Source organism: Pseudoalteromonas sp. MB41 (assembly GCF_020966275.1).
GTDB lineage: Bacteria > Pseudomonadota > Gammaproteobacteria > Enterobacterales > Alteromonadaceae > Pseudoalteromonas > Pseudoalteromonas lipolytica.
Window position 1 is genome coordinate 1 of the sequence record NZ_JAJJZF010000036.1, and the last position, 12,248, is coordinate 12,248.

The 12,248-nt window shown below is 41.6% G+C and carries 10 protein-coding genes; 8 read left to right on the top strand and 2 right to left on the bottom strand.

Annotation, left to right across the window (positions count from 1 at the left end):
* Window positions 1-242 (top strand): IS200/IS605 family transposase (tnpA, locus tag LPA49_RS20640; protein ID WP_230237491.1); only part of this gene is annotated, 242 nt, incomplete at its 5' end.
* Window positions 243-353: 111 nt separating this feature from the next.
* Here the strand turns inward: tnpA and LPA49_RS20645 are convergent.
* Both LPA49_RS20645 and LPA49_RS20650 read right to left on the bottom strand, forming a co-directional pair.
* Window positions 354-1,568: a Xaa-Pro peptidase family protein gene (locus LPA49_RS20645; RefSeq protein ID WP_036973848.1), complete on the bottom strand. Its 1,215-nt coding sequence runs from the start codon at window positions 1,566-1,568 to the stop codon at window positions 354-356.
* A 42-nt stretch (window positions 1,569-1,610) separates the two neighbouring features.
* Window positions 1,611-2,858: an FAD-binding oxidoreductase gene (locus LPA49_RS20650; protein ID WP_036973849.1), complete on the bottom strand. Its 1,248-nt coding sequence runs from the start codon at window positions 2,856-2,858 to the stop codon at window positions 1,611-1,613.
* 267 nt (window positions 2,859-3,125) lie between these two features.
* On the opposite strand from LPA49_RS20650, the gene LPA49_RS20655 reads away from it, so the two are divergent.
* The 7 genes from LPA49_RS20655 to LPA49_RS20685 all read left to right on the top strand — a co-directional run bounded on the left by LPA49_RS20655 (window position 3,126) and on the right by LPA49_RS20685 (window position 12,248).
* On the top strand, window positions 3,126-3,341 hold the full coding sequence (locus tag LPA49_RS20655; protein ID WP_036973850.1) for a hypothetical protein: 216 nt from the start codon (window positions 3,126-3,128) through the stop codon (window positions 3,339-3,341).
* Between the two features lie 3 nt (window positions 3,342-3,344).
* Entirely contained in the window at window positions 3,345-4,346 is a 1,002-nt protein-coding gene (locus LPA49_RS20660) for a 4-hydroxyproline epimerase (protein ID WP_010557844.1), read from the top strand.
* Window positions 4,347-4,359: 13 nt separating this feature from the next.
* Window positions 4,360-5,856 (top strand): aldehyde dehydrogenase (NADP(+)), encoded by a 1,497-nt coding sequence (locus LPA49_RS20665; protein WP_230237701.1) that lies wholly within the window; start codon window positions 4,360-4,362, stop codon window positions 5,854-5,856.
* A 120-nt stretch (window positions 5,857-5,976) separates the two neighbouring features.
* Entirely contained in the window at window positions 5,977-6,648 is a 672-nt protein-coding gene (locus tag LPA49_RS20670; RefSeq protein ID WP_138602782.1) for a GntR family transcriptional regulator, read from the top strand.
* Between the two features lie 313 nt (window positions 6,649-6,961).
* Window positions 6,962-9,955: a TonB-dependent receptor gene (locus tag LPA49_RS20675; protein ID WP_230237702.1), complete on the top strand. Its 2,994-nt coding sequence runs from the start codon at window positions 6,962-6,964 to the stop codon at window positions 9,953-9,955.
* A 164-nt stretch (window positions 9,956-10,119) separates the two neighbouring features.
* Window positions 10,120-11,166 carry a proline racemase family protein gene (locus LPA49_RS20680; RefSeq protein WP_230237703.1) on the top strand — a complete coding sequence of 349 codons (1,047 nt, stop codon included), beginning with the start codon at window positions 10,120-10,122 and terminating at the stop codon, window positions 11,164-11,166.
* A complete protein-coding gene (locus tag LPA49_RS20685) occupies window positions 11,163-12,248 on the top strand; it encodes a Xaa-Pro peptidase family protein (protein ID WP_036973855.1) in 1,086 nt (361 codons plus the stop codon). Before LPA49_RS20680 ends, LPA49_RS20685 begins: the two co-directional genes overlap by 4 nt.

Sequence of the window (12,248 nt, forward strand, 5' to 3'; positions counted from 1 at the left end):
TTGCTGTATCGAATTTGGTTGGCAAATTAAAAGGGAAGTCGTCATATATACTAAGGCGTGAGTATTGGAATCGGATTAAGACGATGCTTTGGGGAAATCACTTTTGGTCGCCTAGTTATTGTGTCGTGTCATGCGGCGGCGCGAGTTTGGATGTAATTAAGCAGTACATTGAAAATCAAAACACACCGCCAAGTGAAAGAGCCGTAAAAACTTCACGCGCTTTAAGTCAGAAAAAAGACTAGTTACCTCTTGCTTGACTCGCCCTTGAAAGGGTGAGATTGCGCAAGCCTAATGTTCAAGTACTAATTAGCTGCACGGTAAGTATTCGCCGTGCAGCAATGAGTATATTTATCTTATAACCCAAATGGGTTTTCGAGGCTATGAGCGGGTTCAGTGAACCACTTTGGACCATTTTCAGTAATATAAAAGTGATCCTCTAAACGCACACCAAATTCACCAGGTACAACTAGCATTGGCTCATTACTAAAGCACATACCTGCGGCTAGAGGTGTTTTATCGCCGCCGACTAGGTAAGGCCATTCATGGATGTCTAAGCCTATACCATGACCGGTACGGTGTGGGCAGCCAGGTGTTTGATACTCAGGGCCAAGGCCTTGCTCTGCTAAGTAAGAGCGGGCAGCGTTGTCGACACTCTCACAACTTTGACCTGTTTGAGCTGCATCAAAAGCGGCCATTTGTGCGGCTTTTTCATAATTCCAAAATTGGCGTTGGCGGTCTGTAGCTTCACCAAATACGTAAGTGCGAGTTATATCTGATAAGTAGTCGTGTACTTTACAGCCAGTATCAATTAAAACCATATCTCCTTTTTTAAGAATTTGTGGCTCTTTGACACCATGAGGAAATGATGTCGCGAGGCCAAACAAAACGATGCAAAAGTAGTTACCAGGCGCGCCAACTTTTTTGTGCGCTTGTTTAATAAATTCTTCTACCTCAGTTGTGCTTATACCCTCATATAGCATGCTGGCTGTGGCCTGATGAACTTTTAAGGTCATATCCATCGCACGCTGTATTAGCATTAGTTCATTGGCTGACTTATGCATGCGGCAATGAGCTGTAACAGGCTGTGCATTAACGAGGTTTAAGCCTGTTTGCGCTTTATTTATGCCATCGAAAATGAAAAACTGCGCGCTTTCGTCAATCCCTACAGTGCCGTTCTCAGCAATGCCCATTTCGGTGAGCACTTTGACAAATAATGCATAAGGACTTTCGTGTTCAAGCCAGCCGCGAATTGGGCCTTCTATAACTTTAAAGCCATTGAGAGAGCCAATTTCAAAATCAGGGGCTATATATTGTACTTCGCCCTTCGCGGGTAAAATAGCACCGACCATGCGCTCACTTGCGTACCAGCGCATACCCGTAAAGTAAGTAAGGTTAGTCCCTGCATTTAAGTAAATTGCATCAATATTATTGGCTTGCATATACTCTTGAGCACGGGCAATACGGGCTAGATGCTCATCAGCTTGAATGGGAATTAAATCGCGAGTCATATTGGAAAGACTAGCAAGTGCTTGTTCTTTCGTTTGAGTACCAATACCTTTGGTCATCATTAGGTTCTCCTATGTATTTGTTTAATTATAATTTTTAAAGAATTAGCGCATAAACCGGTTTATAGAATATGGCTCTAAATTTATGGAGGGGGCTTTATTGAGACACAAATCTGTAATTAACTCGGAAGTTATGGCTCCTTGTGTCAACCCTAAATGCTGATGACCAAAGGCAAAGTACAGGTTATTGTGATTGGGGGCTTGGCCTATTATAGGTAATGAGTCAGGCAATGATGGCCTACAGCCCATCCATGTAGTCTTGGCACTAAGAGGCTGGCTAGCTAATAACGCTTGTGCATGGGGCAGTAAAGCTAATGCACGTTTATTATTAGCCTTTCTATTTATACCCGCAAACTCCACTGTGCCTGCCACTCTTAACCCTTGACTCATCGGGGTCATGATAAGACTCCGTTCAGCGGAAGCTACGGGCCGTGTTAGGCCATGGTTAATATTAACCATACAGTGGTAACCACGCTCGGTATCTAAAGGTGCTGTGTATCCAAGCGGCTCGATGAGAGAGGCACTCCAAGCACCCGCTGCGATCACGACTTTATCGAAATTGAGACTATCTTGTTCATCACTCACCATAAAACCTTCACTTTTAGGCGTGATAGCAACTACTTTCTGTTGACGAAATTGCCCTTTTAATAAACTGAACTTTTGCGCTAATTGGATACAAAATAAATGTGGTTCAATACTATGAGCAACGTCTTCAAATAATAAAGCGTGTTTTATTTTGTCGGATAAACTGGGCTCTAGAGCATGTACTTGCTTTGTATCAAGTAGCTTTACTTTAATTCCTTGCGCTTGATACATAGCCAAGGTGCGCTGCACATCAACCAATGGGGTTTTTTCAAAGGTAAGTAAACTCCCTTGTTTAGTAAGCAGGTGGCCCAGTTGATAGTTTGCTAATAATCTTTCATAAGCATGAATTGCATGTTCATTTAAGGCTTTGAGAGCGTGTGTATGTGCAATAAATCTGGCAGTAGGCATATTTTTAATAAACTGCCAAAACCAAGGGAGAGCTTTTATTGCATAGCGCCAATCAATGCGCAATGGTCCTAATGGGTTAAAAAGCATAGCAGGTAATTTTTTTAATAATGCTACCTGCGCTAGAGGAAATACCTGTTCGGTGGCAAAGTGCCCAGCATTACCTTTTGAACAGCCTTGCGCTAGGCCATTTTCATCGTATAGCGTCACTGCAAAGCCAGCTTGTTGTAACTGTAAAGCTGTGCAAATACCAATTACACCGGCACCGATCACGGCGACTCTTTGAGTTCTTGTATTGGTCAAAATTACCTTCCCCTGATGATAAAAGTAAAACGCTATACGTTTTTTAAAAAATAAATCGATATTGTATTTACTGACAAGTAGTAAGAAAAAGCTCTACAAGCTCTTTCTAACTCATTTTTAGTTATAAATTTCAATTAGTTATGTGTAATTAGTTATTTGTAATCTTTTAAGGGTGTGTACCTATAAATTTAATATTAAAATAGGATATTGATTATTGTATACAATATACTTATCATATCAAGCATAAATTCAGTTCGGAATAGGCAAATGAAAACCAATTGGCATGGTGTAAACCCAGCAATAGCCGCTCAGTTTAATAGTGATGAGTTAGTTAACTCTACATGGCAACTAGTTGGCAGCGCTATAGTAAAAGCTATAGCAGATTTTAAACTACTGGTTGTAAATGAAAAAACTTCTTCATCAACGCTTAACGATACTGCGAAAGCGTATTGTGTTGATGTAAATAAACCTAAATTGGATTAAGTGATGCGCAAAGGAACATTTTTTTGTATAGATGGCCATACTTGCGGTAACCCTGTGCGGCTTATAACAAGTGGCCACCCTCTGTTACAGGGAAATACCATGAGCGAAAAGCGCCAGGACTTTTTAGCTAACCATGACTGGATCCGTCAAGCGCTCATGTTTGAGCCCAGAGGTCACGATATGATGTCGGGCGGTTTTTTATACCCACCTACTAGCGAAGATGGTGATGCAGCCATTTTATTTGTAGAAACTTCCGGCTGCTTACCTATGTGTGGTCACGGTACAATGGGTATTGTTACCTTCGCCTTAGAGCATGGTTTGCTACATGCTAAAACCCCCGGTACTTTAAAACTGGATACGCCAGCAGGACGAGTTCAGGTCAATTATGAAATGACTGGTGGTAAAGTGCAGTGGGTTAAAATTTACAATGTGCCTGCTTATTTAGCGCATCAGTCTATATGTATCAATATTCCAGAGTTGGGCGAATTAAAGGTTGATATCGCCTTTGGTGGTAACTTTTATATTATTGTTGAACCACAGGGCAACTTTAAAGGTATTGAACATTTTAGTGCAGGGCAATTACTCAAATACAGCCCATTAGTGCGTGATGCTATTAATACCAAAATACAATGTATCCATCCGCTCGACTCTACCGTTCAAGGTGCTAGCCATGTGTTATGGACTGGCTCACCCAAAAATTCCAACTCAGATGCGGCTAATGCGGTTTTTTATGGAGATAAAGCCATTGACCGCTCACCATGCGGAACAGGCACTAGCGCCCGCATGGCTCAGTTGTTTAGTAAAGGCTTATTGCAGCAAGGCGATGCATTTATTCATGAAAGTTATATTGGCAGCCAGTTTATTGGCTGTATAGAGCAGGTGTCTGAAGTGGCAGGTCAAACTGCTATTTTACCTAGCATTCGCGGCTGGTCTCGGGTAACCGGAACGAGCACCATTACAGTAGATGACGACGACCCATATGCCTATGGGTTTCAAGTAATTTAACGAGGAGAAAAGCATGACATTAACAGGACAAAGCCTAATTGCCGGACAATGGCAAGGTCGCGCTGAGCAAGGTGAATTTCAAGCCTTTTCACCGGCTAAAAATCAACCATTATCGACACGCTACTTTAATGTAACGAGTACTCAGTTAAATACGGCAGTTGATGCTGCTGATAATGCTTTTATCGAGTACAGAAAAACGAGTTTTAGTCAGCGTGCAGATTTTTTAGAGTGTATTGCAGAGCAAATTTTAGCACTTGGCGATGATTTACTAACGCAAACAGCGCAAGAAACCAATTTACCTATGGCACGCTTACAAGGTGAGCGAATGCGCACGGTTAATCAGTTAAAAGCATTTGCCTGTGCACTGCGTGAAAACCCAGACTCACCACTAGGTTTAAAGCTGCTTGATGAAGCTGATAGTAATCGCTCGCCACTACCTAAACCTCGTACAGAGCTTAATTACTTACCTCTTGGGCCTGTAGCTGTATTTGGTGCGTCTAATTTTCCGTATGCATTTTCAACACTCGGGGGGGATACCGCCGCCGCACTTGCAGCAGGCTGCCCAGTGGTTGTTAAAAATCATACTGCGCATCCAGGCACTGGGGAGCTAATGGCCCGTGCAGCGCTTGCTGCGATTAAAGAATGTGATATGCCGCTAGGTGTATTTTCAATGCTGCAAAGTGATGTTTACGATATTTCGCATCAATTAGTCGCGGCGCCAGCTATTAAAGCTGTTGGTTTTACGGGGTCATTTAATGTCGCACGTTTACTACAAGAAACAATTGCCAAGCGTTCAGAGCCTATTCCGTTTTATGGCGAGCTCGGCAGTATAAACCCACAAATAGTTTTACCAAAAAAAGCTCAAAATGAAGGTAAAGCTATGGCTGAAGCGCTATGCCAATCAATGCTAATGGGTAATGGCCAATTTTGTACCAGTCCTGGCTTATGGCTGGTACCAACGGGCTGTGATGAATTAGAAGCCGAGGTAGCCAACTGCATTAGTGCAGCCGCCTCAGATACTTTATTAACCCCAGGTATTGTGAAGACCTTTAAAAAGCAAGTTAGCCAGCGCAGTGAGCTTGAAAACGTAGAGCTTATTGCAAAAGGCGCACTTACAGAAGACTTTCATGGTAACGCCCATGTATTTGCCTGTAATGTTGATACCTATTTAGCAACCCCTGCATTACGTGAAGAAGTATTTGGCCCAGCGGCTTTATTGGTTCGCTATGAAAGCATAGAGCAGTTAAGTTTACTAGTAGCAGCGCTTGAAGGGCAGCTTACGGCAAGTGTGCATGACAGCGCTGATGATTTAGCTAAAGCTGAACACGTTATAGAAGAGCTGAAATACAAAGTAGGGCGTTTAATACACAATCAAATGCCAACCGGCGTAGAAGTATGTGGCTCAATGAACCATGGTGGACCATTTCCAAGCTCCACAGATGTACGTAGCACTTCCGTTGGGTTAAATGCAATGTTGAGATTTTTGCGACCAATTTGCTATCAGTCTTAGTTAATTGTAGCGGGAGTGCAAATTGCATTTCCCGCTACCTCTTTATTATGAAGGATTCTAACTTGGCATGCGTGTTTTCATAGGTATAATGCATACTAAATGCAATTTATAGAAATTACTATGGCCATAGAACATAAAACTCGAACTCAGCTTGTTACAGAAGCTATTCGTGAAAAAATTCTTTCAGGTGAAATCAAAGCGGGTGATCCGCTACGCCAAGCTGCATTAGCCACAGAGCTAAACGTGAGTCGAATTCCGGTGCGTGAAGCTTTGCTACAACTAGAAGCCGAAGGGCTGGTTAACTTTGAAGCTCATAAAGGAGCCACTGCCACACAGCTTTCGGCGTCGCAAATTGACGAAATTTTTGACCTCAGAGCACTTCTTGAAGCCGAGCTATTAAAACATTCAATACAAAGCTTAACTGATCAAGACTTAATTGATGCCGAGCTTATTTTAACTGAGCTTGAAAGTGCCATGGATGCCGGCGATACCCACCTTGCCACTGGCGATTTAAACAGCCAGTTTCATGCTAAATTATACAGCCGAGCTGCGCGACCACAAACCCGAGAGTTGGTTGATATGTATAGTAAAAACTCTGAGCGCTATGTACGTATGCATATTTTATTGGCAGGTGGTTTAACAAAAGCTCCTGAAGAGCACCGTACTTTACTTGAGTTATGCAGAAAAAAAGACTGTCAAAATGCCTGTGAATTTCTAAAAAATCATATTGTTAAAGCTAAAAACGATATAAAAAAATTACTAATAAAATTAGAAGGTGAAAAAAGTAATTAAAAAATATACCTAGCAACTAGTACAGGCTATTAAACTCTAATTTATAATTTTAGGCATTGCTTTTGCTTTTCAGCAGCAATAATACAGAAGTGATGCCTTCCCTCCCTTTTTATTATTCCAATTAGCACCATAAATAGATCCTTTCTGTTGGGTCGAAAGTTCATAAGAATTTTTCACTAATAAGATCAGTTGCTTAAAGATGAATATGAATTATGTGTATATTTAATATTGTATACAATATGTAATAGGTGTATATTTTTTGTCGTCTAAGTTAAATAGGCAATAAAACCAACAGGAACAAGGGAACATTCACATGTTTACAAATAATAAAAAGCAAACTCGGGGAATAGGCATTAAATCGCTGTTAGCAACGGCGGTAACAGCTGCATTAATAATGACTCCTACAGCAAAAGCAGTTGATGGTAGTAGCATTGTTAAAGGTCATGTAGTGGCACAAGCTGGCAACGATTTAACCGGGGCTACAATAACTTTAAAACATAAAAGTAAAGGCTTAGTGTATACCATTACTAGTAATAATGATGGTGACTATTTACTGCGCAATGTGCCAGTTGGTACATATGATGTCACTATAAGTAAAGAAGGGTTTGAGCCGTTAGTTGAAGAAAATGTTGCAGTGACGATTGGTCAATCAATTATTCTCGATGCACAATTATATAAAGCCGGTAGTGATATTGAGCGAATTGCTGTTACTGGATCCGCTATTCGCCGTGTAGATATGGCTTCGTCTACTTCAGGTCTAACATTCAGTGATGCTGAATTAAAAGCTATGCCAGTAAACACTGGTTTTGAAAGTATTGCGTTATTAGCTCCAGGTACAGCTGCACCGGGTGGCGCAAGTTTTAATGGTGCTTCAAGCTTTGGTGGTTCATCAGCAGCTGAAAATGGTTATTACTTTAATGGCTTAAACGTAACCAGTATCCGTACAGGTTTAGGCTCAATTCGCTTGCCATGGGAAGCTATTTCACAAACGCAAGTGAAAACGGGTGGTGTTAGTCCTGAATTTGGTGGAGCACTTGGCGGTATTGTTAATGCGGTGTCTAAGTCTGGTGATAATGACTTTAACTTCGGTGCAGAAGTACGCTGGGATCCTGATAGTTTACGTAGCCAGCACGACTCTATTTATCAAGAAAATGGGACTATTAGCACTAATACGAAGCAAAGTAGTTACGATTTTAAAGAGCTTCAGTTATGGGCTAGTGGTGCAATCATCGAAGATACCTTGTTTTTTTATGGTTTGTTTGCACCGCGCCGTGAAGAGTCAACTGGCGCAGGACAAACAACTTATTCTGATTTTGAGCGCGATGAAGACCGCTGGTTTACAAAAGTAGATTGGTTTATAAATGAAGATCACTCAGTGGGTTTTTCAGCAATGAACAATAAGCGCACTTGGACCGATAAAACCTTTGCTTACAGCTGGCAAGAGAATGTGATTGGTGAGCAACAAGGTGTGGATGCACCAGGGGAAGATGGCGGTAAAGTATATAGCTTAAATTATAATGGCTACCTAACTGATACTTTTTCTGTTTCAGCAGTTGTTGGCCGAGTGACTGAAAACGTTGAAAATGTAGTCGCATCTCCAAATCCTGGAGTTTGGGATGAACGTGATGGCTTTGTCACTTTGAGTCAACATACAAACTCGTCTGTGACTGAACAAGAGTTTACGCGCGACCAAGCAAGGATTGATTTCAATTGGGATCTAGATATGCATTCAATCCAGTTTGGTATTGATTACACTAATGTAAAAGTTGATTACTTTGAAGGTCAAAACGGTATTGGTGATGCTGAGGGATGGTGGACAGTTAAAACTGCCGGTGAAAATGATATATCAGGTGCACCTTTGGGGAGTGACTTTATAGAAAGACGAGTTCGAAGTCGAGAAGTCGATTCAGATACAACTTCACTCGCTTTTTATATTAATGATTCATGGCAAGCAACCGATAGTTTAGTGCTTAACATGGGGCTACGCTATAGCCAGTTTGAAAACACGGTATCAGATGGTCGTGCCTTCGTTGATATTGACAATCAAATAGCACCGCGTTTGCAAGCTATTTATGATGTGTCGGGTGATGGCAGTGCTAAGATCTTTGCTACATATGGGCGTTATTTCCAACCCGTATCTGCGAACATGAATATCACCCAAGGATCTGCTTCGATTGAATGGTTTGAGTACTTTGAGTTAGATGAACTAGACGCAAACGGTGCACCAAGTTTAATGGCTGATGGCTCGCCAAGCAGAGGAGATATGCTGCGAGATAGGCGTTGGCGCCAGCGTGGTATTACTGAACCAGGGTTGATTGCTTCATCTACATTAAAACCAATGTACAGTGATGAATTTACTATCGGCTATCAGCAAGAAGTGTTCGATACTATGTCAGCAGGTGTACGCGCTATTTATCGTGATCTTGGGCGCAGTGTTGAAGACACTGATGTCGGACCGGTATTAGCTAAAAAGCTGGCAGAAATGGGCATTACCGATAACGTGGGTCAAGGCTCTTATTATGTGCTTAATAACCCAGGTGAAGCTATTCAAATGTCATATGATTTTGACGGTGATGGGCAGATTGATGAGGTTAATTTAAGTGCTGATGAACTTGCTTTACCAGAGGCGAAGCGAAAGTACTTAGCACTTGAGTTTACCTTAGACGGCAATGTGACGGATGATTTACGTATTAATACCTCATATACCTGGTCACATAGTTATGGTAACACCGAAGGGCTTGTGAAAACGGATAACGACCAAGCTGATCCAGGCTGGACAACCTCTTATGACTATGGCGATTTGATGGATCACGGCTACGGTAACTTACCTAACGACCACCGCCATGCATTTAAATTCAGTGGTGCATACAACATCACAGAAGCTCTGACCATTGGTCTTGTTGCCCGTACTACATCAGGCCGTCCTAAAAGTTACTTTTCAGTTCATCCAGCGGGCGTAGATAGCTGTGCAGAGGGGAATCCTTGGGATGCGTGTATTAGCCAATACTATGATCAAGCATCACATTACGATGAAAATGGTAATCCAGCTCCTCGTGGTAGCAAAGGAAACCTACCTTGGTTAACGAATGTCGATATGTCATTGACTTATAACACGGACTTTTTTGGTACCGATATGACTTTAAAAGGCACCGTCTATAACTTATTTGATGGTGATAGTGCTATGTCAATCAATGAAGAGCGTGCGCAGTACGGTGATAATGGCTTAGAACTGAATCCAGACTATGGACTCGTGACAGGGCGTCAAGGCGCGCGTTATGTGTCTTTAGTTGCACGTATAGAGTTTTAACTCCCTAGTGAAACAGCTGTTTGAAAACAGCGGACTAAGCTATTTATCTTAGGGTAATTTAGTGTGTTGTTTTGATGTTTAAGCACATGCTCATTTGAGCCATACAGCCTTAATGCTGAGCAGGAAACTGCTTGGCATTTTTCGTATAAATTTTAAGGTTAACTATGACGAACAGTTTATATTCTCATTGGCAACAGCCTAAAGATGGTTGGCTGCAAGTGGATACTCTTGATATGCATACCGGCGGTGAACCTTTACGCATAATCATTGATGGGTTTGCTGAACTACAAGGGCAAACCATGATTGAAAAGCGAGCTGATTGCCTAACAAGATTCGATCACCTACGTAAAGCACTGATGTTCGAACCCCGAGGTCATGCTGATATGTACGGCGCGTTGATCACAAAACCTGAACGTAAAGATAGCCATTTTGGCGTACTGTTTTTACATAATGAAGGCTATAGCACAATGTGTGGTCACGCTATCATTGCGCTTGCCACAGCAGCTAAAGATAGCAGCATTTGCAACTTTATTGAAGGCGTTAATGAGTTACGTATAGATACACCTGCAGGGCTTATCAAGGCGTATATTACTCTTCGAAATAACCAACTAATAAGTGTTTGTTTTGATAATGTTGCAAGTTATGCAGAAAAACTTGATATGCCAATAGAGATACCTCTGTTTGGTACCGTCAATTGCGATATTGCTTATGGCGGCGCTTATTATGCTTTTGTAGATGCTGATACTTTGGATGTAAGTTTGGCGCCCAACGATCATGAACAAATTATTAGCTTAGGAAAAATCATTAAGCAGCATGTTAATAGCCACTACCAACCAAAACACCCGACCGATGATGCATTAAGCTTTTTATATGGGGTGATTTTCTATTCAAATTCACAAAAAAGTCATTCTGTATTTAGTCGTCATGTCTGCATTTTTGCTGAGGGCGAATTAGATCGCAGCCCTACTGGTACCGGCGTGAGTGCCAGAGCTGCATTAGAGTTTGCAAAAGGCAGGCTTAAATTAGGACAGCAAATAAAAATAGAGAGTATTTTAGGCTCTATATTTTCAGTTGAGCTAAAAGCGCAACGCATGTTAGCTGATACCCATGCAGTAATACCTAGAGTGAGCGGTGAAGCCTTTGTCACTGGCAAACATACTTTTTTAATTGATCCAAATGATCCCCTAAAGCAAGGATTTATATTTCGATGAAAAATCAATTTACCTCTCGCCAACAATTACTAAAGCAGGCATTAAAAAAAAATGGGTTAACAGCACTACTCGTATTAGGCCATGAAAATATTCGTTACTTAAGTGGCTTTAGCGGTAATGCTGCTTACGCGTTAATAACTGCGGAGGAAAGTGTACTAATAACCGATTATCGCTATTTTGGCCGAGCTCAAGAAGAGTCTATTGGCTTTGAGGTTGTCAGCCGTGATCGTGATAGTGAAACATTAGGTCAGTGCATAAATCGTTTTTTAACGACTAATAGTCAATTAGGTTTTGATGCCGCTTTTATTGATGTTGCACTTTGGCAGCAAGTGGCAAGTGAGTTAACTAGTCATACAGTTACACAAGTTACCGGTATGGTTGAACGTTTACGCATGGTTAAAAATGATTGGGAAGTCGAGCAAATAAAAGCGGCTGCGGCCATTGCTGACGAAGCGCTTAGACAAACATTACCCTATTTTAAAGAAGGTGTAACAGAGCGAGACCTAGCGCTGGAACTTGAATTCAGAATGCAAAAACTAGGCTCTGAAGGAATGTCGTTTGCCACTATTTTAATGTTTGGAGAGCGTTGTGCACTGCCTCATGGCAGCCCGAGTGAACGTACTCTATCTAAAGGTGATTTTATTACTCTTGATTTTGGCGCAGTGGTCAATGGTTACCGCTCTGATATGACTCGCAGTTATGTACTTGGTAAAGCTTCAAAGAAACAATCAGCAATCTATCAAAGCGTAAGTAATGCTCAGCAAGCAGCGATCAACCTACTCAAAGCAGGTGTTGACTGTCTAGACTTACAAAACATCTCACAGCAAGTACTCGATGACTCTGGTTTTGGTAAATGGGCAGGGCAAGGGTTGGGCCATGGAGTTGGCTTGTTTTTACATGAGTTGCCCTTTATTAATAAAAATTGCCGCCATGTATTAGAGGCAGGTAATGTGATCACGATTGAACCTGGTATTTACATTCCGAATTTTGGTGGTGTGCGAATAGAAGACGATATTTTAATAACTCAAAATGGTTATGAAGTATTAACCCACGCCCCTAAGCTGTTCGAATTGGAGGGGTAG